Annotated in this window: 19 protein-coding genes and 1 other RNA gene; 4 read left to right on the plus strand and 16 right to left on the minus strand. The window is 57.3% G+C overall.

The window, feature by feature from the left end; translation table 11 throughout:
• The first annotated feature begins 25 nt into the window (after positions 1-25).
• Both ACRRQW_RS04675 and ACRRQW_RS04680 read left to right on the plus strand, forming a co-directional pair.
• Positions 26-1018 carry a KpsF/GutQ family sugar-phosphate isomerase gene (locus tag ACRRQW_RS04675; protein ID WP_438480099.1) on the plus strand — a complete coding sequence of 331 codons (993 nt, stop codon included), beginning with the start codon at positions 26-28 and terminating at the stop codon, positions 1016-1018.
• A gap of 91 nt (positions 1019-1109) precedes the next feature.
• Positions 1110-2750 (plus strand): fumarate hydratase, encoded by a 1641-nt coding sequence (locus tag ACRRQW_RS04680; protein WP_438480100.1) that lies wholly within the window; start codon positions 1110-1112, stop codon positions 2748-2750.
• A gap of 19 nt (positions 2751-2769) precedes the next feature.
• On the opposite strand, the gene ACRRQW_RS04685 is transcribed toward ACRRQW_RS04680, so the two are convergent.
• From ACRRQW_RS04685 to ACRRQW_RS04705, 5 genes are all read right to left on the minus strand, one after another.
• Entirely contained in the window at positions 2770-3189 is a 420-nt protein-coding gene (locus ACRRQW_RS04685; RefSeq protein ID WP_438480101.1) for a secondary thiamine-phosphate synthase enzyme YjbQ, read from the minus strand.
• A 1-nt stretch (position 3190) separates the two neighbouring features.
• Positions 3191-4600, minus strand: coding sequence for a class II fumarate hydratase (locus ACRRQW_RS04690; protein WP_438480102.1), 1410 nt, complete (start codon positions 4598-4600; stop codon positions 3191-3193).
• A 93-nt stretch (positions 4601-4693) separates the two neighbouring features.
• Entirely contained in the window at positions 4694-5512 is an 819-nt protein-coding gene (locus ACRRQW_RS04695; RefSeq protein ID WP_438480103.1) for a hypothetical protein, read from the minus strand.
• Between the two features lie 7 nt (positions 5513-5519).
• Positions 5520-6149: a sigma-70 family RNA polymerase sigma factor gene (locus ACRRQW_RS04700; protein WP_438480104.1), complete on the minus strand. Its 630-nt coding sequence runs from the start codon at positions 6147-6149 to the stop codon at positions 5520-5522.
• Between the two features lie 48 nt (positions 6150-6197).
• Positions 6198-7223: a polyprenyl synthetase family protein gene (locus ACRRQW_RS04705; RefSeq protein ID WP_438480105.1), complete on the minus strand. Its 1026-nt coding sequence runs from the start codon at positions 7221-7223 to the stop codon at positions 6198-6200.
• 100 nt (positions 7224-7323) lie between these two features.
• Between ACRRQW_RS04705 and ACRRQW_RS04710 the strand changes: the two genes are divergently transcribed.
• Positions 7324-7983: a CPBP family glutamic-type intramembrane protease gene (locus ACRRQW_RS04710; protein WP_438480106.1), complete on the plus strand. Its 660-nt coding sequence runs from the start codon at positions 7324-7326 to the stop codon at positions 7981-7983.
• A gap of 135 nt (positions 7984-8118) precedes the next feature.
• Here the strand turns inward: ACRRQW_RS04710 and ACRRQW_RS04715 are convergent, their stop codons facing one another.
• The 11 genes from ACRRQW_RS04715 to ACRRQW_RS04765 all read right to left on the minus strand — a co-directional run bounded on the left by ACRRQW_RS04715 (position 8119) and on the right by ACRRQW_RS04765 (position 20520).
• Positions 8119-9714: a type II secretion system protein GspD gene (locus ACRRQW_RS04715; RefSeq protein ID WP_438480107.1), complete on the minus strand. Its 1596-nt coding sequence runs from the start codon at positions 9712-9714 to the stop codon at positions 8119-8121.
• Positions 9711-10193: a hypothetical protein gene (locus tag ACRRQW_RS04720; protein ID WP_438480108.1), complete on the minus strand. Its 483-nt coding sequence runs from the start codon at positions 10191-10193 to the stop codon at positions 9711-9713. Before ACRRQW_RS04720 ends, ACRRQW_RS04715 begins: the two co-directional genes overlap by 4 nt.
• Positions 10190-10768, minus strand: a complete 579-nt coding sequence (gene pilO / locus ACRRQW_RS04725) for a type 4a pilus biogenesis protein PilO (RefSeq protein ID WP_438480109.1) — start codon at positions 10766-10768, stop codon at positions 10190-10192. The genes ACRRQW_RS04720 and pilO overlap by 4 nt, the downstream gene beginning before the upstream one ends.
• 1 nt (position 10769) lies before the next feature.
• Positions 10770-11420 (minus strand): hypothetical protein, encoded by a 651-nt coding sequence (locus ACRRQW_RS04730; protein ID WP_438480110.1) that lies wholly within the window; start codon positions 11418-11420, stop codon positions 10770-10772.
• Entirely contained in the window at positions 11410-12441 is a 1032-nt protein-coding gene (locus tag ACRRQW_RS04735) for a hypothetical protein (protein ID WP_438480111.1), read from the minus strand. The genes ACRRQW_RS04730 and ACRRQW_RS04735 overlap by 11 nt, the downstream gene beginning before the upstream one ends.
• A gap of 252 nt (positions 12442-12693) precedes the next feature.
• Positions 12694-12795, minus strand: a complete 102-nt coding sequence (locus tag ACRRQW_RS04740) for an AURKAIP1/COX24 domain-containing protein (protein WP_083270211.1) — start codon at positions 12793-12795, stop codon at positions 12694-12696.
• Between the two features lie 60 nt (positions 12796-12855).
• Positions 12856-16047: a UvrD-helicase domain-containing protein gene (locus ACRRQW_RS04745; protein WP_438480112.1), complete on the minus strand. Its 3192-nt coding sequence runs from the start codon at positions 16045-16047 to the stop codon at positions 12856-12858.
• Entirely contained in the window at positions 16044-18857 is a 2814-nt protein-coding gene (locus tag ACRRQW_RS04750) for a PD-(D/E)XK nuclease family protein (RefSeq protein ID WP_438480113.1), read from the minus strand. Before ACRRQW_RS04750 ends, ACRRQW_RS04745 begins: the two co-directional genes overlap by 4 nt.
• Positions 18858-18980: 123 nt before the next feature.
• Entirely contained in the window at positions 18981-19244 is a 264-nt protein-coding gene (gene rpsT, locus ACRRQW_RS04755) for a 30S ribosomal protein S20 (RefSeq protein ID WP_438480114.1), read from the minus strand.
• 154 nt (positions 19245-19398) lie between these two features.
• An RNA gene (rnpB, locus tag ACRRQW_RS04760) (RNase P RNA component class A) lies at positions 19399-19806 on the minus strand.
• Positions 19807-20520, minus strand: coding sequence for a zinc ribbon domain-containing protein (locus ACRRQW_RS04765; protein ID WP_438480115.1), 714 nt, complete (start codon positions 20518-20520; stop codon positions 19807-19809).
• Between the two features lie 281 nt (positions 20521-20801).
• Between ACRRQW_RS04765 and gyrB the strand changes: the two genes are divergently transcribed.
• Positions 20802-23336: a DNA topoisomerase (ATP-hydrolyzing) subunit B gene (gyrB, locus tag ACRRQW_RS04770; protein ID WP_438480116.1), complete on the plus strand. Its 2535-nt coding sequence runs from the start codon at positions 20802-20804 to the stop codon at positions 23334-23336.
• The last annotated feature ends 36 nt before the right edge of the window (positions 23337-23372 follow it).

The following is a 23372-nucleotide window of genomic DNA, read 5'->3' on the forward strand; positions in this document are numbered from 1 at the left end:
CGCGTTCCGCCAACACAAGAATTAGATGCCGCTCGACGACCAGACCATCCTCGCCAAAGCCCGTAATTGTTTCGTGATCGAGCGCGAGGCGCTTGATGCGACGGCGGTGATTTTGAATCAGGATTTCGTCGCCGTTGTTCGCGCGGTGGAAACGGTGATCGCCGGCGGCCATAAGCTTATCATCTCCGGCGTCGGCAAAAATGCCCACATTGCCCAGAAGCTGACCGGCACGTTTAACAGCACGGGAGTGCCGACTTGTTTTCTCGATCCCACGCAGGCGTTGCACGGCGATCTCGGGCTATGCGCGGAAGGCGATTTGGTGTTGTTACTCAGCAACAGCGGCGCGAGTCGCGAGATGCTGCAACTACTCCCGCTTTTCGAACGTTTCGGTTTGAAGACCGTCGCGATGACGGGCTCGCCCGAAAGTGAACTCGCGCGCGGAGCGAACTATCGGTTGATCTATCGCGCGCCGCGCGAGGCTTGCCCGCTGGAACTCGCACCCACCGCCAGCACGACCGCCACGCTCGCGTTGGGCGACGCACTCGCGATGGTGTTACTCGAAAGCCGCGGCCTCACTCGTGAGGATTTTGCGAAGTATCATCCCGCCGGCACACTGGGCATGACCCTGTTGCTCCGCGTAAAAGACATCATGCGCACAGGAGCCGCTTGTCCCGTGCTGAATGAAACCGGCACGACGGTGCAGGAAGCCATTTTCACGATGACCAAGGCCAAGGCCGGTGCGGTCGCGCTCGTAGATGCGCAAGGCGTCATGACCGGGATTTTCACCGATGGCGATTTCCGTCGCTGCGCGTTGAGCGGGGCGGCTGATTTTCTGCAAAAGCAGGTCGCGGATTACATGACGCGCAACCCGCGCAGCGTGTCCGCCGACGTGCTCGCCGTTGAAGCGTTGAAAATTTTCCAGCAATTCAAGATCTCCGACCTCATGGCGCTCGACGCGCAAAAGAAGCCGGTGGGCTACATCGACGTGCAGGATCTGCCGAAGCTGAAAATCCTGTAGGCATAATTATCGCTCACACGCCGGGCGATAATAGGTCTGACCTTTCGCTGCGGCGCGTTGATTTCGGCGAATGTTGGGTTAGTGATTTGTCATGCCCACGCCTGCTTTCTCGTATCACGACACGTTCGCGCTCGGATCGGACGACACGGAATATCGCCTGCTTTCCAAAGAAGGTGTTTCCACGACGACGTTCGAAGGCAGCGAGATTTTGAAGATCACGCCCGAGACGCTGGCTTACGTCGCGCGCGAGGCGTTTCATGACTGCTCATTTTATCTTCGCCCGAGACACCTCGAACAAGTCGCCGCGATTTTGAGCGACCCTGAGGCGTCGGCGAACGATCGTTACGTGGCGCTCACCCTTTTGAAAAATGCCGAGATCGCCGCCGGTGGGATTTTGCCGATGTGTCAGGACACGGGCACGGCGATCATCATGGGCAAAAAAGGCCAGCAAGTCTGGACAGGGGCAAACGACGCCGAGTGGCTGTCGCGCGGCGTTTACGAATCCTACACGAAGGAAAACCTGCGCTACTCGCAGACGTCGGCCGTCGACATGTATAATGAAGTCAACACGGGCACCAACCTGCCCGCGCAGATCGATCTCTACGCGATCGAAGGCGACGCTTACAAATTCCTGTTCATCGCCAAAGGCGGCGGCTCTGCGAACAAGACTTACCTTTTCCAAGAAACCAAAGCGCTGCTCAATCCGAAGAGCCTCGAAAAATTCTTCGCGGATAAAATGCAGCTACTCGGCACCGCCGCGTGTCCGCCGTATCATCTGGTTTTTGTCATCGGCGGAACGAGCGCGGAAACCTGCCTGAAGACGGTGAAGCTGGCCTCCACGAAATATTACGATGCGTTGCCGACGAGCGGGGACGAACACGGGCGCGCTTTCCGCGACATCGAACTCGAAGCGAAGGTCTTGAAAATCGCCCAGCAAAGCGGCGTCGGCGCACAGTTCGGCGGGAAATATTTTGCGCTCGATGTGCGCATCGTCCGTCTGCCGCGGCACGGTGCGAGTTGCCCCGTCGGCATGGGCGTGTCGTGCAGCGCCGATCGCAACATCAAGGCGAAGATCACCAAAGACGGCGTCTTTCTCGAAAAGATGGAGCTCAATCCGGGGCGCTTCATTCCCGCAGAGTCGCGCGCGTTTAAGGACGACAAGATTGTCCGCATCGATCTAAACCGCCCGATGGCGGAAATCCTCAAGGAGCTTTCCCAACATCCCGTGACCACGCGGGTGTTGCTCAACGGCCCCATGATTGTGGCGCGCGATATCGCCCACGCGAAATTGAAGGAACGCGTCGATGCCGGCCAAGGCTTGCCCGATTATTTCAAGAATCACCCGGTTTACTACGCGGGTCCGGCCAAGACGCCGGCGGGTTACGCGTCCGGCTCTTTTGGCCCGACAACGGCGGGGCGCATGGATAGCTACGTCGATTTATTTCAGTCGCTCGGTGGTTCGATGATCATGCTCGCGAAGGGCAATCGGAGCAAACAAGTCACGGACGCGTGCAAGAAATTCGGCGGATTTTATCTCGGCAGCATCGGCGGGCCGGCAGCAATTCTCGCGAAGGACAGTATCAAGAAAGTCGAGGTTCACGAGTATCCCGAACTCGGCATGGAAGCCGTATGGAAAATCGAAGTGGAAGATTTTCCCGCGTTCATCCTCGTGGATGACAAGGGCAATGACTTCTTCGTAAACAACTGCGGCATCTGCGTGCCGACGAAGTAGTCCGCGCGGGATCAGTTTTTCAATCGCCGATAAACGTCAGCACAATCGAACGAGAGTGCGGCGCGTGGCGGTGTTCCCACAAGAACACGCCCTGCCAGGTGCCGAGCAGCAGTTCGCCCTGCGCAAACGGCACCGTTTCGCTGGTGCGCGTGAGCACGGCTTTGATGTGCGCGGGCATGTCATCCCCGCCTTCCAACGTATGCGTGAAAAGGGCATCACGCTCCGGCACGAGTCGATTCATCCACGCTTCGAGATCGTTCCACGCAGAAGGATCAGCGTTTTCCATCGTGACTAAACTGCAACTGGTGTGCCGACAAAACACTGTCACGACACCGGTTTTAAAATTTGTCTTCGCGAGCTCGCGGCGGAGCGCCGCAGTGATTTCGTAAGGCCCCTGCCCTTGCGTGCGAATTGTGAGCGTGGTTTGCGTGACCGACATTTTAACCTCCACCGCCAGCCAGACCGCTCGCGCCGGGCTTGGTCATCGAAAGCGGTTCGAGCGCTTGATCGAGCGAAGCAGCGTCCATGAGTTTGCGATCAAGCACGACTTGGCGAAGCGTTTTCCCCGAAGTTAGGGCTTCTTTCGCAACGCTCGCGGCGTTGTCGTAGCCGATGTGAGGATTTAACGCGGTCACCAACATCAGCGAGCGGTCGACGAGTTCGCGGCAACGTTCCGCATCAGCCTCAAGGCCCGCGATGCATTGCTCGTTGAACGTGCGCACCGCATTCGCGAGGCAGCGGATCGATTCGAGCAAGCAATGCGCCATCAGCGGCAGCGTGACGTTGAGCTCAAAATGCCCTTCGCGACCGGCGCGCTGCACGGTGTGGCACAAGCCTTCCACGTAGAGCCCAACTTGCACCAGCATCTCGCTCATCACGGGATTCACTTTTCCCGGCATGATCGACGAACCCGGCTGGGTCGCAGGCAACTTGAGTTCGCCGAAGCCGGCTCGCGGGCCAGAACCGAGGAGGCGGATATCGTTCGCGATCTTGGTCAGGCTTGCCGCGACCGCCACCAGCAGACCCGCGACTTCGACACAGTCATCGCGCGCGCCTTGCGCTTCGAAATGGTTGTCCGCTTCGAGAAAATTCAGGCCGGTTTTCTGCGTGAGAATGCGAGCCACGGTGCCACCGAAGGCCTCGTGTGTATTAATTCCCGTGCCGACCGCAGTGCCGCCGACGGCGAGTTCACTCAACGTCGTGATCCCACGCCGGCAGCGCGCGGCGGCTTTGTTCACTTGCGCGGCGTAACCGGAAAATTCCTGGCCGAGCGTGAGCGGCGTGGCGTCCATCAAGTGCGTGCGGCCGATTTTCACGAGGCCGCTCCAGGCTTCGGATTTCTTAGTGAGTGCGACCGCGAGTGCGTCGAGCGCGGGCACGAGAGATTCTTTCAAGGCCAGCGCCACGCTCACGTGGAGAACCGTTGGAATGATGTCGTTCGAGGACTGCCCGAGATTTACGTCGTCGTTTGGATGCAGCGGTTTCTTCGAACCGATGGGCTGGGAACTGAGCTGACTTGCGCGGTTCGCGATGACCTCGTTGGCGTTCATGTTGGTCGAGGTCGCGGAGCCCGTTTGAAACACGTCCAAGGGGAAATGCGCGTCGAGTTTTCCTTCCGCGATCTCTTGGGCGACTTGTTGGATCAGGCGGCTTTTGCCCGGGTCGAGTAAGCCAAGTTCTTCATTCGCGAGGGCACACGCAGCTTTTACCAGACCTAGCGCATGAATGAAAGCGGCGGGCAGCGGCGTGCCGCTGATCGGAAAATTCAACACGGCTCGCTGTGTGGAGGCACCGTAGAGAGCGTCGTCTGGCACGGCCATCTCGCCCATCGAATCACGTTCGTTTCGCATGGGCGAAGACTACGTCGCAACGTCTCGAAACTCAAAAAAAAAAAACCCGCCGATTGGCGGGTCTTCAAAGAGCGAGAGCGAACTGAACTCAGCTTAGAATTTCAGAGAAACCTGATCGCCACGCAGGCCCACGCGGGTGATGCGATCGTTAAGTTCCGCATCGAGGCGGCGATTCAGACGATCACTCGAAGTCGCCGGCGCATCCGCTTGGGGCTGGAGTTGACGGTCGCTGTATTGCGCCAGCAACCGGGTGCGCTTCGAATCACCCGTCGGCACCGAAGCAAATTCTTCCGTTTGCAGGGCTGCGGTTTGCACGCGGGCGACCGGACTGAGACGCGAACCAAGCACGGAGCCGATCAGCTCAGGCTCGGACTGTTCCAAGCGGGCGAGATTCGCGGCAATCGAACGAGCAGAAGGTGTTTCAATCACCGTGGAAGCGGCCAACATTGGAACTTCTACCTGCGCACTTGTCGAAACCGGGACTTCGATCGAAGCAACTTGTAAGGGTTGGCTGGATTGAGCCGACACCGGCGCGTTATTCGACAATTCCGGCACCGCAATCGGAGCGATGTCGCCAGAGGGTTGCGCGGAAGCGTCCGAATTCGAACGATTCTCTTGGGCGACCGAAATCATGCTGCCATCGAGTTGGGCGCTCTCGGACGGGCTGTAAAATTTAACCGACACTAACGTGAAGGCCAAAATTGCCGTCGCCCCGACTGGGAAATACGCGCGCGAATTGAAAATAATCGGCAGCGATTGCCACCAGGGACGTTTCTCCATCAACGCGGTGAGCTGTTTTTGACGGAGCTCGCGCTCGAAGGTGCTCCAAAATTCCTCGGCGGGCCGCTCGGCGCGTTTCAGCTGAAGGAGGTTTTCGAGGGTGACTTTCGGACGTTGATCGGGAGGAAGCATTGCGGAATTAGCGGATGTATTTCGAAAGTTCGCCTTGCAGCACTTGCTTGGCGTAATGGAGGCGGGAGCGGACGGTGCCTTCGGAGCAATCCATCACCTCGGCGATCTCAGAGTGGCTGAGCCCATCGATTTCAAATAAAGTAATCACTGTTCTGTGCGGGATAGACAGTTTTTGCATGGCCTCGTTCAATTTTTCCTGAAGCTCGCGTAGGTAAGTATCCCGATCCGCCCCGTTTTTGTCGGTTAATTGCTCGATGACTTGCGCGCTGGCCCCCTCTTCGTTGATTTTTTCGAGGCTGAAAAAAGTGCGCATCTTGTTCTTGCGGAGGTGGCTTAACGTAGTGTTAACCGCGATGCGATAGAGCCAGGTGAAGAAAGAACAGTTACCTTGAAAGCGATTGATGGCCTGAAACGCTTTGATGAAAGAATCTTGGGTCAAATCCGACGCATCCTCGCGATTTGCCGTCAAATTGTAGACCACGCCAAACAGGCGTTCGCGGTATTTCTTAATGAGCGCGTCAAAGGCGGCGACGTCGCCCGCTTGCACCCGCTTCACAATAACCAAATCAGCGTCCGCCTCCTGCTGCCGTTCAGGCGAGGAGACAATCGTCTTGGTGAAGACTCGGGACAAATTCATCGCGAAAGGGATACGTTTAGCGCGGACGTTGAGTCAGGCAAACGGAAACTATTTTACCGCAGGTGCCGGTTGCAAGGCCGCGACTTGCGAACGCAGCATTTCACATAGTTGTAGCATCAGCGCTACCGGCGGAAGCTCAGCATGAGGCGCGAGAGCCGCCGTGGCAGCCACCAGTTCTTTCTCGATCGCGAGCACGACACCGCCCGCGATGCCTAGTTCTTGCATGCGCTGCTGGCTGGCCGCTAACCCGAGCGGTTTGCCGCCGCGAATCGCGGTAATGATTTCGTTTTTCTCGGATTCCGAAACGCGTTCCAAGAGTAGCATGAGCGGGAGCGTGAGCTTACCCGTCGCTAAATCGGTGCCGAGAGTTTTGCCAATCCGTTGCTCCTCTCCAGCGAAGTCCACGAGGTCATCGTAGATTTGATAAGCGACGCCAAGATGATGGCCAAAAAGATTCGCCGCGTCAGCAAACGCCTCCGCATAACCCGACAGGCGCGCGCCCAAAAAACACGATACGCGGAAAAGCTCGGCCGTTTTCAGGTCGATCATGCGCCGGTATTCCTCGTGAGAGATGTTAATCTCCCGCCGACGCAGCGTCTGCATGATCTCGCCCGAACACACTTTTCGCGTCGACTCCGACACCATCCGGCACACCTCGGTCGTGGGAAATTGCGAAGCGACATGCAGTGCTTGGGAGAAAAGCGCGTCTCCCAACAACACGGCTGCATCGGGACCAAACTCGCGCGCGGCCGTGCGGCGGTTGCGACGAATCTCAGCCCGATCCATGATGTCGTCGTGCACGAGCGTCGCGAGGTGCACCATTTCCACCACGCCCGCGGCGCGAACAAGTTCATCGGAAACGATCCCGTCGCCTTGCCAGCCGCTCACGAAAACCAAAGTCGGACGCAGCCGCTTGCCGGTCGTATCAAGACAGTAGGCGGCCATGTCGCGAATCTCCGGCTCGAATTTTTGCACCTGATCCCGCATGAAGCGATCAAGCGCCGCCATTTGGGGCGTCACGCGTTTGAACAGCGCATTGAAATCACGAGGAGGAAGAAGATCGGTGGCATTCATGGGCCGGCAGTCGGGCAAACTTAAGCGGCACGCTCTAAATGGCTAACAAATACTATAGCCAGTCTTGCCACTGATAGGGTCGATAACGTTTTGTCGGTTCATGGGACAAGACAACCCGCTGCTGCTTCTCGTGATGTTAGGTGCCGCTGGCTATGCGGGGAAAATCTGGCTCGATGACTATCGCGACGCGAAGCAAGGCAAACCAAACCCCCGCGCCCTCCCCGGCGCGACAAGTGCGCCACGGCTGGCAATCTTGATCGCAGCAGCGGGAGGGTTGGCGTTACTCATCGGGGAAACCCTCGGCGAATACGCGCTCGGCGTGAGCGACGAGCAGAGCAGCATCACGGTTTTATTCGGGCTCTACACGTTGGCCGCCGCATTTGTGGAAGAACTTATTTTTCGCGGGTATCTCGTAATCGATAAGCGCGGCCGTTCCAAGCTGATGATGAGCGTGGTCGGGGCTTCGCTGGTGTTCGCGATTTTGCACCCGTTTTTGTGGAGTTGGGACATGGGGGCAACGTCCGCTTGGCAGGCACTGCAAGTGTGGCGCTGGGACGAGTGGTTCACTTGGCAATTCACGACCAAAGCCTGGTTTAGCACCGGGGTGGTGTTCGCCGGCTCGCTATGGTTTTACTTTGTGCGGTTTATGCCGGGAAACTCGCAGGACTCACTGCTGCCCTGCTTTGCCGCGCACGCGGCGAAAAATCTCGGGGTTTTCGCCGTGAAGTATGCGCAAGGGTTTGTAAGTGGATGGTGGTAACAGACGCGGATTCATATTCGGTGCTCATTTCGTGCCCAGCGCACACGGAATGAATGCTTCGGCGCGGCTGTCGGCCTCACCAAATAAAAAACCCGCGCTGGTTGGCGCGGGTTGAAATTGAATTCGAACGGCTGATTACTTCGTCTTTTCAGCGCGCTCTACTTTCTCGAGGTGCTTGCCAAACTGCGTTGGATCCATCTCCGCGGCTTGCAACGAACTCGCCGTGAAAATGTCCGTCGGCATCGCACCGTCCGCATTCACCGTCTTCGCGGTGATAAAGATCAGGAGGTTCGTCGCATTGTCATTCACGCTCTTCGATGAGAATAATTTCCCAAGCAGCGGAATGCTGCCGAGCACCGGAACTTTGGTGCCCCCGTGGCTTTGCTGGGAACTGAGCAAGCCGCCGATGCCTACCGTATAACCGTTCTTCAAGGAAATCTGCGTCTTGGCTTTGCGCGTCGAGATGATCGGAATTTGAGCACCACCGGCACCGCCGAAGGTCGTTTCGTCAGCTTGCTGGCTGATTTCGGGCTCAAGGTTCAAACGGATAAGTCCTTGGCTGTTCACCTGGGGCGTCACTTTCAAGATCACGCCGATCGGCTTATACGTGAACCCAGACACTTCGAATGTGCCGCGTTCCGCATTGTAAGTGTAGCTCGGGATAGGAAATTCCTGACCGATGTTCAGAACGGCTTCGGAGTTGTTTAGCGTCACCACCGTTGGATTCGACACAACTTTCGTATTCGTTCGACTCTTCAGAGCGGAAAGCACGACGTTGAAATCGGAGGCGGAAAAGACCGCAGAAGTAATGGCATTTAATGAATCGCCGTAGGCATTCTGGATGGTGTTTGAAGGCAACCCCGGGAGTGGTGATGTTGTTCCAGTTGCCGTAGGTGGCAGGGTAACATGTCCGCCTGGTAAGCTCGTCACAGTTCCAGTAATAGGATTAAATGAGGTGCCGTAATCAACCGCTTCATTCCGCACATCTTCGCGCCGTCTCTCAAATTCCTTCGTCATCTGGCCCGCGCTCAATCCGAAGTTTTGCAAACCGGCCCAATTCACACCGATATCGCGGATGTCACGGTCCGTGACTTCGACGAACTTCGATTCGATCATGACTTGATCGGTCGCGCGATCCAGCTGCTCGATGATGCTGCGGATGCGGCTCATGCGGGTCGGACGTTCGGTGATCACGAGCGCGTTGGAGCGCGCATCGATAAAGATTTTACCACCCACGGCAGGATCGACCAAGCCATCGACGGTCGGCTTGATATCGGCGGCTTTGGCATTGTTCAAAATAAAGACGTCGGTCGAAACCGGCTCTTGCGTGAGCAGTTCGTTACTCACGACTTTGATGATATTACCCTCTTCCACATAGGTGTAGCCGATGGGCGAAAGCACCACTTGGAAAATTTGGCGCCAAGTGACATCGCGAAGCTTGATCGAGGTTTTGCCCGTCAAGGTATCAGGCACCACCAGATTCAATTCAAAGAGATCGGCGACGTTACGTAGGATCGTGCGGATATCTTCATCTGGGAAATCTACGGAAAGCGTATCGCGATCACGCGTCGCCGAGGTTGCGACCGGAGCAGCGCCCTCGACTGTGACCGCAGTCGTGGCGGCTGGCGGTGGCGGCGTCTCGGTTTGGGCCATCACGGGCAAGGCTGTCATCGCCGTGGCGAGGAGAGCGGGAATAAGTGTGCGTCGGATGCTCATAATCGGGATGCTCATTTGATCGGCCGGGTGAATTCGTCACGATTCAGCCGGACAGTGAAGTTAGTGCGGTCAACGGAGAGGATTTCTAAAGTGTATTCCGTGCCTTCAAAGTTAATAGTCAAAAGACCGCCTGCTTTGACGCGCTTTTGACCGAAGACGAGCGTCGGCGCTCCGCTGATCACGAAATACCCGGAAGGCTTCAAACCGCTCGCGATCGCCTGCAGAAGTTCGCGGTTATTACGCGGCGCAGCTGGCCCAGCAGTGGCGACCACTGGTTTGTCGACCAAGCCAACTAATTCATTAAACGCATCAGAGTGAAACGGGCTAGTTGCCGGCACCACTATTTCCCTTGGTGAGAGCATTCGTTTCGCACGATCCAATGCCGTTTGCCGAACGCTCGGATTGACGACTTGAGCTTCCGCTGAATCCCATACCAGTGCCATCAACAACAACGTCGCAATGCTACGGGTTTTATTGAGCAAGTGGGTTTTCATGGCTTGCCGAGGAGTTCCAAATTGATGCTAACCACCATCGCCTTCGAACTGTCAGTCTGGGATGATTCCGAACCTTGGCTGGTCTTGGCAAAATTCAAACTGATGAAGTGCGCAAAGTGCGGGCCGCTTTCGAGTTTCTTAATGAAGAGCATGACTTGCTGATAGGAACCTTGCACCGACACGAAATAGGGAATGCCCACATAACTTAAACCGGCTTTGGCCGTCTTCGGCGGCGTGTTCTGACGGACATCGTTAAACTTAACTCCAGTCTCGGCCTCCAAACGGTAAAAATACTGGAGGTTCACCGCCAGCTGACTGGAATTGATCAGGCGCGAATCCAATTCTTTCGTCATTGCCTGCATTTCAGCAAGTTGCTGCGAAAGTTTATCCGCATTGCGGACGTTTGTTACCATCTTCGAGGCCTGCATCGATTTCGTATCATATTCGGACTGCAAGGTATCGTTCTCGCCACTGCGGAAGTAGAAAATCCAAAACAAGCACACAATCGCGATCAAACCGCACAGAAATCCCAACGGGTGCTTTTTGAGAGTCGCGACCAAATCAGCGGAGGTCATTTTATTTTTTCTCCTTTCCCACAGGTTTCGTCTTAAACGAAACATCCATGGACAAAAACCCGCCCGAAGTATTGCGATTCAAATTCGATTCAGAGATAGACTCGAATATATCGTTAAATCGCGGAGCAGCGCGCAGTGTCCCGACATATTTCGAAGCCAAGCCGCTCGCCTGATCCGACGATCCCGCAACGAGTGCGCGCATCTGAAACGTCGAGGATTTCGCCGCCTCCTCATAACGCATATCCAGCATTTCAATTACCACCTCGGCAGGCATAGTTTGCGCGATTAAGGAAATAAACTCCGTCGGACCGATGGAAGCTTGGCGAAAAGCCTCCACTTCATCCAATTTCTTTTGTTCAGCCAAGAAAGCAGCCGACGACTTAATCGCCTCATTATTCTGCTTTGTGTTGGTGTCGATCTGGGTCTGCGCCGCTTGCGTTTGATCCCTCAGATTGTGCAGCGTGATTTCGCCGTGACCCACCCACATGAGCAACCCGAGCGCAACTGCGATGGCTGCGGTGTTAACAAAGAACGTCGTGCGAACCACTTTGGTGTCCGGCAAACGCGTCGCATCGCGGAAATCCGCATGCCACAACGGCGCCACCGCCGGCTCGTCATCACCTTTTTTTCCAAATGAAAAATTAAGCGCCATTGGGAGTGTGGTAAGAAGCGATTAATGAGAATAATCCCATCCAGCGTTCATCGAGCGGATTCGGAGCAACCCCATCCGCGAGTTTGATGCCCCGCGACTCAAGCCAGGGAATCAGATCCGGCTTAAATTGCGTAACGCCCAAAGAACCCGCCATCGTGCCGCCAAGCCAATTCAAGCTCACTGGAAGCTGGGTGCAAAGCACGCTGCCGATCGATTGACCGGTCTGCACCTCGTAAAAACCAATTGAAGACTGAAGCTCTTTCATGAGCTTTTTGACCAACGCCCCACCCATGCTCGTGAAATCAAACGTGTTGGAGTAGAAAAGTTTCTTGGCCGACTCTTCGTCCTTCAAACCCAACTCGGCTTGCACCACTGGAATCATCGCCGAGATCCCGCTGAAAATCGGTCGCGAGACGTCCACGCCATCCGCGGACAGTATGTAGCTCTGAGTCATTTCCTCGCCCATCTCGAGCAGCAACACCGGTGCTTTGCTCTGCTTGAATTTCAGATAGCTAATCAAACCGCCCAGCATAGCCACGCTCGCCAATTCGAGCCGTTCCGGATAAATCCCCAGCTGCAAAAGTTTCTCCTGCGCCGCGATGATTTCTTCGGACGGTAACCCAGCAAACAGCACCTCTTTCTGCGTGCCTTTGGCCAAATCATAATCGCTGCCGTCTTCCGGATTCAGCGGCTTGATGGTATACTTGTCCGGTTCGATGCGAAACTGCTGTGCATAAACCTCATTAAAGTATTCCGGATCCTTGATTTTCCGAAGATCAAGCGTTTGCCGACGCACTAAACGTTTTGCCGGATAAATTCCACAAGCTGCATGCACGTAGCCAGTAGCACCTTTCCCGGGACTCGCCTTTACCCAATCGGCAATCGCCGCCGTATCCGTCGACGCAATCTCTTTGAGCTCTTCAACCACCAACGGCGCTTCGGCTTGGCTCAATCGCGCTAAAAACGTCGACTGTTCGCCGATTTCGACACCGAAGCCTTTCAATTTCTTCGCTTTGAACATGCGGAGTGCGGGGATACGAAAATTGGGTGAGTGCTTGGTTCAAAACGGATGGAGCGACGGCATCGGCGCATAGCCCCAAACGAAAGTGGTGTGCGTGTTGATTGCTAATTGTTGCTCACCATCCTGACAAGATGAAAACCCCCACCCAATTTCAGAACTCAATGGTTTGGCACATGTTTTACCACGAACCCGCCAAAAAAAAACCCGTCCGTAGACGGGTTTGCAGCATGAATGGGCCGTAAGCGTATCAGCTTACTTCTGCCACGTGCGCTTCTTGTGGCGGTTTGCCTTAAGGCGCTTCCGGCGTTTGTGTTTCGACATCTTCAGACGCCGTTTCTTTTTCAGATTACCCATAGATTAAAGTGTTAAGGGCGAAACCTGCGAATCCTGCGGCTCGGTGTAAAGCCCGAATTTTCACCCCTTCTCCAGTGGCACCCGGCACCGAACTCGCAGTTGCGTGAACACTACCTCGGCATCCACCGCATTCACGGGCAATCCGGTCAGCACACCGACCACTTTTCGATAGACGTTTAATTGCGCCTCATGACGCGCCATGGCCTGCGGCAAACCCTTTTTTGTCACGCGATCCGTCTTAAAATCAAACACCACCGCCTGCACCGGCCGCCCCGTCGCGTCCAACTCCACGAGCACGCGATCTACCACGCCGGTGATCCAGTCGCCGCCCAACACCACCTCGAAAGCCCGTTCGCGCCACAATTGGATATTCGCCCCACGCGGCTTCTCCCAAAGCTCAGCCAACGCCGGCGCGCGCACACATTCCAGCGCCTCGTTTAAAACATCATCCGACACGCCCCGCTGCTGCCACGCTTCACCTAATTCCGAAGCACTGACACCCCACTCCACTTCCGCGAGCAACGCGTGCACCGCCAATCCGAAATCCGCGCTCGCTCCCGTTTCCACCGAAAACAAAGGCGCGATGCGCAACACACTCTTCTTCTGTCCCGAAGGCTTGCGCGCCAACAAGCGGGCACTGCGGCGTTCCTCGACGGCGACCAATTTTATTTCGCCAGCCGGTTTCTCAGCTGGTTTCGCAGCCGCCAACTTGGCATGCCAATCCGCATCTCCCGTCGACCAACCACCAGATAATTTCAACGCACCCACGCGCACTTCGCCCGAATCGGATCCCAACGTCTCCGCCAGCACGCGAAGATAATTTTTCGAAACCGAATCACCGGGCTGCTTTGTAAGCACATACATGGCCCGCTTGGCGCGCGTCATCGCGACATAAAGCAACGACAACGATTCGTAACCCGCCTCGGCCTCCGCTCCGCGCATGTGTTCGGCGAGCGTGGCATCGTTCTGCCAGAAAAGTTTCGGCGGCAAATCCAGCACCCATTCCACCGTGCGGTCGCCACCCTTGTGCACCGCCGGACCATCGCGGGCTTGATCCAGTTTGTTGCCCTCCAAGTCCGGCAAAAACACCATGTCAAAACCCAGTCCCTTCGATTTGTGAATCGTCATCACGCGCACGACCGCCGCGCTTTCGCTCTCGCGCACCGTGTGACGCTCCATGAAGGCGATAAACTCCGCCACGTTGCGGCTCGCCGTTTCGTCAAACACCCGCGCCGCCGCGATGATCTGACGCGCGCGCAACCGGCTAAAGGCATCGTCCTTCGCCAGGTTCGGCTCAATCTCGCGCCACCAGCCTTCCAGCGTGCGCTCAAACCCCTCGGCGTAAATTTGCCCGAGCACGCGCTCGCTCAATTGTTCCGGCGCAAGGATGCTGGCTTTTTTCAAGGCCGCACCCAGCGGGGTCATCAACAAATGTTCCTGCGCCAAACGATCGCCCGGATGCGCGGCTGCTTTCACCAACGCCAGCAGCGCCGCGCCGACCGGATTATCCGTGCACACATACAAATCCGAATCCGCCACGGCCGGGAACCCGCCTTCGCGTCTCAGAAAATCCGCCAACTCCGCCGCTTCGTTGTTCGTCTGCACGAGCACCGCGCAACTCAATCCGCGTTCCAGCGGGTTCACTTCGCGCAACAGATCCAGCAGCAGCGCTCGCCGCGCAATTTCATCCTCCGCGTGCAACCACGCAGCTTGTCCCGTGTGTTTCTCCACCGCCGAACTGTGCTCGCGCCACTCCTGATTCCACGCATTCGACATCGCACCGGGAAAAAGATTTTCCAACGCCGCCTTATCACCAAACACGCGGTTCACCATCTCGATCAACGGCGGCCCCGACCGCCACGACGCCACCAAATGTTCCTGCGCGATCAAGTCCGGCGCCGAAGTATTATAGTGACTAAAAATTTCCCGGAAAAGGCGCGGGTCGCCTTCGCGCCACGTAAAGATCGCCTGCTTCACATCACCGACGCAGAAAAAACTCCGCACGCCCGCTTCATCCTGCACCGCTTCATCAACGAGATTTTCCAACACGCTCCATTGCCCGCGACTCGTATCCTGAAACTCGTCGAGCAACCAGTGATCGATCTCCCCATCCAATCGATAGTCGATCGCCAGCCGGTTATCGCCCTCCGACAACTCGCCCTGCGTCAGCTCCGGCACGTCGGCACCCGGCGCGAGCAAACGCTGCACATCACCAAACGTTAATTTACCCGCGCGTCGCACCGAATCGTGATAATAATTTTCGTAACCGCGCAGCACCGCATGGATGCCCCGCGTCACTTCGATGCGACGGTTTAATTCGCCCCCGACAACATGCCGCGCGATCTCACGCAACGCCGCACACGCCGACGCGCTGAGTTCCTGTTTCTTCCGATCGAACTCCAGTTGCGCAGGCCCGGAATTTATCTCCGTCCACGCCGCGAGCACTTTCTCCAGCACGTAAACAATCTCGCGCGGCAACACCGCCCCCGGCGACCACTCTGGCAACGCCTGCAAAAACTTTTCCCAACGCTCGCGCTGTTTATCGGCAAGGCCCGCTTCGCCCATCCACATCCGCAGCGCTCGCTCCGCGAGCGGCAAATCGACTTTCGCCGCCAACCATTCCGCGCCTTCCGGCCACACGCGCTCCGCATTTCCCCAGAGCTCGCCATCGCGCGCGCCCAGATAAATCTCCTGATAACGATCCAGAAATTCATCGAGCTGCGCCCCGAGTCGTTTCGTTTCACGGCCAAACGTCGCGCGCTTGAATGACTCAATAAATTCTTTTTGCGCCGCATCGAGTTCGCCCGCGCGCGCAAACATCCGTTGCAACACGCGACGACGCTCCAGTCGCGCCGCATACTCCTGCAAAATCTCAAAATCTCCCGCCAAGCCGAGTTCCAAGGGAAACGTCCGCGCGATCCGCGCAAAAAAACTATCGAGCGTGCCGAGCCGCAGCCGCGGCATCGCATCCGTCACCGCCCGCAACATCCGCAAAAAGTCCGCGCAACCCAGCGCAGGATGTTTGATATCTTCCGCGAGCTGCCGCGCTTTTTCTTCGTCTATCGAAGCCGCCGCGAGCTTCCGCAATATCTCATCGAAAAACTCGCCGGCCGCTTTCCGCGTAAACGTCAGCGCCACGATTCGCTCCGGTTTCGCGCCCTCCGCCAGCAAGCGCACAAAACGATTCGTGAGCGCAAACGTCTTCCCCGATCCCGCCGACGCGAGGATCATCGAATGCCGCGACGCGCTCATGATTTCGCCTCCTTCCACACAATACTCGCCGCCGCGCCGTGATGAAACAGCGATGCAAAATCATCGAGCTCCGCATCCCAGCCTTTGAGTTCACGCGGCGGCCAAAACTCGCCGGCACCGATTGCTGCGCACACGCCTTGCACACAGCGCCACGCTGCATCGCGCAACTCCGGCGAATAAGCTTCCCACAATTCGAGTCCGGTTTCGCCGGCCGCTTTCGGGAGATTAAAATAACCGCAAGTAACTTCGCGGCCAAACCCAGCCGCCGCGAGCGCTTCGAGATAAACCGGCAATTGCAGGTCAGTCCACGCGACTTCCTTTCTGTTGAGTTGGAAAAGCGCCCATTCGGGTGTTTTCTCATCGGGTTTATCCAGATGCACCTTGATGGGAGCCACCGCGGAATCCGAAGTCTTGTAATCGAGCACGCGCACTGCGCCGGTGAGTTGGTTGCGTTCGATGCGATCGATTTTTCCCGCCACGATTACCTCGCCCACCGGCAATTCAAATTTCCGCTCCACCTCTTCGATCACCCAGCCCGCCGCGCGTTCCTGCGCCTGCACGGCCGCCGCTTTGCTCAACCGCTGACGCGCCGACTCGACTTGCACGAGCAGCGGCAGCGTGAGTTCCACCCCAAAACGCCGGCGCACTTCCTGATCAAAATGGGTAGTTAAAAATTCGCGCAACGCCGCCTCGTCCTGCGAATCGCGCATCGCCTCATCCTTGCCCATCGCCTCGAGCGCGCTGTGACAAAGCGTGCCGAAATCGCGCGCGTCGAGTTCGCTTTTCACCGGATCGACCGCTTCCATTTCCAGCACGGTGCGAAAATAAAAACGCAGCGGACACTTCAACCAGCCACGCAACGCGGTCACCGAAACGCGCTTCGGCGAATCCGCCTGACGCGGCGCGAGTTTCCACGCGCGCGCCCATGGCACGTTTTGTCCCGCGAGCTCAGGTTCGCGGAAAAGAAAGTTCACGCGTTCCGGCAATTCCGCATCCGCACACCGCAGCAACAACCGCGACGGACGAATCGGGTCGCCCGAAACCGAGGTTTTTCCAAACAAAACATCCAAACGCCCGCTCTCTCGCCGCGACGACGTCATCGCTTGCAAGATGTAGGCATCGCGCACGAGCCGCGCGGCATTCGTTTTTAAACCGAGCCGTTCACGCAACGATTCCGGCAAAAACGCATCGCCCGCGACCGCCTCCGGCACGCGCCCATCGTTGAAACCCGCCACCATGAGATGCGGCGCATCTTCCCATAGCAATTCAAGCCAGCCCTGCAATTCGACCGCGCCGGCGGTTTTTTCGCTCGTGAGTTGGGTGTCTCCAAAAGTTTTCAGCGCCAGCTCCCACCAATCCCCGCGCTTCAGTCGCGCAAACCTTCCCGAGGCTTCCGCGCACGCGCGCACCGCGTCCATCCATGCGCTGATCGCTTCCTCCAAGTCGCCATCGGTTTCGCGTCCAGGTTCCAGCGTGCGCGTCGAGAAAATCAGCGAAAGGACATTTGAAACACTCGTCGCAAAATCTCCGCGCCGCAGTAACGCCCGCACTTCGTCGACCACTTCCAACGCGGCGATTAATTTCAGATTCGGTCGCTTACTTAGCTTGGCGTGTTCGCGAGCCGCCGCGAGCGTGGCCGGCAAATGGCGTTCGCGCAAATCGTCCAACCCATCCAGCCAATGCGCCGTCGAAAACTCCGCCCCGAGCCGCGTTCGTAAGCTCGCGCAAAAATCAGGACACCGCGCCAGCGTCTCCACAGATTCAAACGTCGCTTCTTTTTCGAGCGACGCGAGCGCGAGCAAGAGTTGATAAAACCCTGCCTGTTTTTGCGCGCGACCTTCAGGATTATACGACGGTAGATTTTTCGCCCGCAGCGCAGTTTCCAGCGGCGGCAACACCTCCGCGTCCACGCTGCCGACCGCGAGCAGGCCTTCGGGCTGGCCGTAAGCGCGTGCCACTTTCGCGATGCGCTCGGCTTGCGCCACGGGATCCGCGCACAAATGCACGTGCTCGGCAAACCTGGGCAAATCGAACACGCGATGCTCCCACGTTTCCACGCGTGGCAGGCCCCAGTCGTTGAAATTTTCCGCTTCGGACTCTGGCGCAAACACCACGATCTCGACGGGAATAGTCTCCGCTACGCCGGCCACTACTTGCAACGCAAGCGGCAGCGGATCAGGCGTCGCCAGCAAAATAATTTTATCCACCCCTTCCGGCACGGCGGGAGATCTCGCCGCCGCAATGTTGGCAGTGGCCGAGTTCACCAAACCGCTTTCGGCTAGTTTTTCGGCGTGGAGTTGTTCCAACGCGCCTAATTGCCGCCAGCGCGCCGACTCGACAAATTTGCCGGCCTTTTCCGCCACATCGACCATCCGCAAACCACCTTCCGCAAGCGTGACCTGCAATTTCACGAATTGCTGCGTGAGCCGCAGCGCCCACGCAAAATTGCGCGCGGGCGGATCGACGGGAAACACTTCGCGAAACGCTTCCAATTCCACATCGAGCAGCACGTCGATCCACGCCAGCGTCGTCTCCAGCCGCGACGCGATTTTCGCGGCATCTTGCGCCGTGATTAACACTTCCGGCGTCAACACGCGTGGCGCGAACACAGCTTGCTGGTATTTTGCCGCGTGCGCCGCCAATCCTTCGCGCAAACGCCGGCCGGCCTGGCTGGTGGATACCACCACGAGCAAATGCGACAGGTCGAGCGGCCGATCGCCTTTCCAGCCCATCGCCAGAAATTCCACGGCCTGCGGCAGCAGCGGATGCTCCCACGACAAAAAATGGCGGCGAACGTTGGCGGGCGGCATCACGCGTGAATCTTCGCAGCCAACGACGCACCGCAAGCCCAGAGCCGCGACGTGGCAACTTCAGCCAACAAAAAACCCGCGGCGGTTAAGCACGCGGGTTTAAAATGAATCGAGTTCGGAAGCTTACTTCTTCGCGAAGATCACCTTGGCATACTGCGCTTTGTGATTCGAAGCCGCATTGCGGTGAATGACGTTGGCCTTCACAGCGCGGTCGAGCGCGGAGATGTAAGCGATCGCGGCGGCGCGGGAGGCTTCGGCATCGGTGCCGGCGGTGGCCTTCTTGGCAGCCTTGCCGAGGGACTTCAGGCGGGTCTTGGTAGCTTGATTACGCGCCGCATTGCGGAGGGACTTACGGGCGGCTTTGATTGCGGACTTGGTATTGGCCATGGTGCTTGGAAAATTTAGAACGGTGAAAAACCCAAAATCCCCTCGGTGAGTCAAGGGCTAATTGTTTTCCCGGGTCCCCGCCAGCCTCCGCCCGGCAAAAATGGCGCGGGGCGGGCCGCTCCTGAGCAACCCGCCCCGCATGAGGTCTAAAAAACTAGTTTCGAAGCCGTTAAGCCGGATTCTGTCTGCCTCCCGAAGAAGGCTGGATCTCCATTTCTCTAAGTGCGTCCGAAAACGCGACTTCCCCAAGCTGCGGGCTTTCGCCTACGCTCGGGATGCGACTAACCCGGGACTATCTGACGGGCCGCCAAGTCCCCTATTTAGTCTTGCACCGGATTGGGTTTTTCGTGCCGCCGTCGTTACCTTCGGCGCGGTGGGCTTTTACCCCACCTTTTCACCCTTACCTCGCGGTTGCCCGCGCGGCGGTTTATTTTCTGTGACACTGTCCATCGCGACGCCTTGAAGCGCCACGTCCCCGCTTTCGAAGGGAATCCTGCCCTGATGGTGTCCGGACTTTCCTCTCCCTGCTCAAAGAACACGGAGCGAAGATCTGGCTCCGAAACTAGAATTGCCAATAGAGGATGCGGCCACACTGGGAGCAAGTGGCAATTTCCGTCCCGTTGCCGTTCTTCGCGAGCACTTCGAGGTGCGTCGGCACTTTCAGATGGCAACCGCCACAACGCCCGCCGTTTGCGGTGACGCACACCGGATGACCGGGACGGGCCGCGAGCCGGTCGTAAATTTTAATCTGATTCGCCGGCACGTCCGGACGCGCCGCCGCGACCAGGCCTTCGGCTTCCTTCACGTTCTCGCGGAGGTTTTTCTCGCGATCACGCAACGTGCGGATTTTGCCTTCGTAGCCAGCGATATTGTTTTTGAGCTCCGCCTCAGCGACCGCGAAACGCTTCTTCGCTTCGTCGATCTGGAACATCACGCCGATCTCTTCCTCTTCAAATTTGCCGATGGCCGCGAGGCCGTTGTCGATCTCGTGCGTGAGGGCCTGATATTCGTCGTTCTTGCGCACCTGCGCCTGCTGCGTGCGGTATTTGCCGACTTTCTCCTCGGTCGACTTGATTTCGATCTCAAGGAGCTTCTTTTTCGATTCCAGGCCATGCCATTCACTCTTGGCGGCTTCGATGGCACCCTTTTCGGCGGCGACCTTGGCCTCGATGGCGGCGATTTCGCGGGGGGTGGCTTGGAGCTGCTGCTCGAAGTTCAGTCGCTTGCTGTCACGTTCCTGAAGCACGAGCAATTTTTCCAACGATTGAGCAGCCATGTTGCGCCCACAGTGCGACGCGCGCGCAACCGGTCAAACGAAACTATCCCGCGCCTCAAATCCGCGCTAAAATTGAACCTAAAAATCGACCGTTTGCCGGCCTCAAAAACAGATTCTCAGTGCGCGTTTTCCGGAACCTTTTTATTGCTGTTTTTAAACGTTGATAGACAACGATTAAAAACATGCTTTTTTACACTAAAAATACCTCGTTTTTTCGGGCAGAAATAAGTTGTCGGAAGCAGTAAACTTCGTGATGTTTTTGCATCCTATTTTACCTCTAAATGTCATCCTCAGACGAAGCCACGCAATCCAACGCAAATCCCGCCATCGCCAACTCCTACGATGCTGACAAACTCAGTCAGCTCAAAGGCCTTGAGGCAGTCCGCAAGAAGCCCGGCATGTATATCGGCGGCACCGACGAACGCGCGCTCCATCACTGCGTTTCCGAAGTTTTAGATAACTCCGTCGACGAACACCTCGCCGGCCACTGTTCGAAAATCGAAGTCACCATTCACGTCGACGGCTCGATCAGCATCCGCGACAACGGCCGCGGCATCCCGGTCGATATCAACAAGGAAAGCGGGCTGCCCGGCGTCGAACTCGTGCTCACCACGCTCCACTCCGGCGGTAAATACGGCCAGGGCGGCTACAAATTCTCCGGCGGCACGCACGGCGTCGGCGCGAAGTGCGTCAACGCCGTGTCCGAATGGTTCGAGGTCGAAGTCTCCCGCGGCGGCCAGGTCCACCACATGCGTTTCGAGCAGGGCAAAACCATCAAGAAACTTTCCGTCATCGGCAAAGCGAGCGGCACCGGCACTTACGTCACGTTCAAGCCTGACGCGGAAATTTTCAAAGAAACCACCGTGTTCGTTTCCGCCCGCATCGCCACGCGCCTGCGCGAACTCGCGTTCCTGAACTCCGGCCTTGAGATCGTTTTCACCGACGAGCGCCCGTCCGATCCGAAACCGGAAAAATACCTCTACAAAGACGGCGTCTCGGAATTCGTTAAGCAGATCAATCAAGGCAAAACCCCGCTACACCCGCAGCCCGTGCGCATCGTCAAAGAGAGCCACCTGCAACTCGACGACAAGCCGATCGAGATCCATTGCGAAGTCGTTCTCCAATACAACGACACCTACAACGACCAGGTTCTCTGCTACACCAACACGATTCACAATCCTGACGGTGGCACGCACTTGTCCGGTTTCCGCAGCGCCCTCACGCGCGCGATCAACCAATTCTCGAAAGCCAACAATCTGCTGAAAGATAAAGATCCGCAGATCACCGGCGACGACGTTCGCGAAGGTCTCGCGGCGGTCATCTCGATCAAGCACAGCGATCCGAAATTCGAATCGCAGACGAAAGTTAAACTCCTCTCGCCCGAAGTCGAAAGCGTCGTCGGTTCCTCGACCTACGAAGGCTTGATGATGTATTTCGAAACGAATCCGCCGATCGCGAAACGATTCGTCGACAAAGCCCTCAACGCCGCCCGCGCGCGCGAAGCCGCCCGCAAAGCCCGTGAAACCGTCCGCAAAGGCGCGCTCCACGGCGGCGGCCTTCCCGGCAAACTCGCTGACTGCTCCGAACGCGATCCCGCGCTCACCGAACTCTACATCGTCGAAGGTGACTCCGCCGGCGGTTCCGCGAAACAAGGCCGCGACCGTCGCTTCCAGGCGATTCTCCCGCTCCGCGGCAAACTCATCAACACGGAGAAAGCGCGCCTCGATAAAGTGCTTTCCAACGAGGAAATTCGCACGCTCATCACTGCTTGCGGCACCGGCATCGGCGAAGGCGACGAATCGATCGGTGGGTTCAACGCCGCGAAAGCGCGTTACCACAAGATCATCATCATGACGGACGCTGACGTGGACGGCTCTCACATCCGCACGCTACTCCTGACGTTCCTCTATCGTCAGATGAAAGGCCTCATCGAGCGCGGCTACGTTTACATTGCGCAACCGCCGCTTTACCGCATCAAGCGCAAGAAGCGCGAGCAATACGTCGACAACGATGACCAGCTGAACCGCATTCTCCTCGAACTCGGTTCCGAGGAAATCGTGCTGCAGCGCATCTCCGATCAACACGTCTTCGCGCCCGCCCAAATCGAACAGATCGTCGAAAATCTCGCCGTCCTCGAAAAACTCGGCAACGGCGTCACGCGTTACGGCGCTTCGCTCACGGAATACCTCGACCAGCAAAATCAGGAAACGCACGCGCTGCCCCGTTACGTCGCCCGCATCCGCGAAGGTAACAAAGAGAGCCACCATTTCTTAAAGGACGAACACTCGCGCGCCGATTTCCTCGCGCAGCACAAACTCAACGCCGACCTCACCGAGCAAATCGAACCGTCCGCCGAGCCCGTCGACAAACGTTTCGGCCCGGTCAAACGCGTGACCATTCACGAAATTTTCGAGAGCACCGAAATGGCGAAGCTCCTCACCGCGCTCGCCAAGACCGGCCTCGATGTTGCCACGCTCACCGCGACCGGCAAGTCGCGCTACACGATGACGGAAAATCCCGGCCAGAAATCGGAAAACAAAACCGAACTCTTCGGGCCGCTCGATATCGTGACGCAAATCCGCGCCAATGGCCGCAAAGGCCTCAGCATTCAGCGATACAAGGGTCTCGGTGAAATGAATCCGAAGCAGCTCTTCGAAACCACGATGGATCCGGAAAATCGCCGCCTCCTGAAGGTCTCGATCGACGACGCCGCGAAAGCCGACTCGCTCTTCACGTTGCTCATGGGCGACGAGGTCCCGCCCCGCCGCCAGTTCATCGAAGACAACGCGCTCAACGTCCAATACCTCGACGTTTAATTTACCCCAAGAATCGTTCTCGTTCCTCATTCTCTT

It is taken from the genome of Oleiharenicola lentus, assembly GCF_051660365.1.
In the GTDB taxonomy this organism is placed as follows: Bacteria; Verrucomicrobiota; Verrucomicrobiia; order Opitutales; family Opitutaceae; genus Lacunisphaera; species Lacunisphaera lenta_A.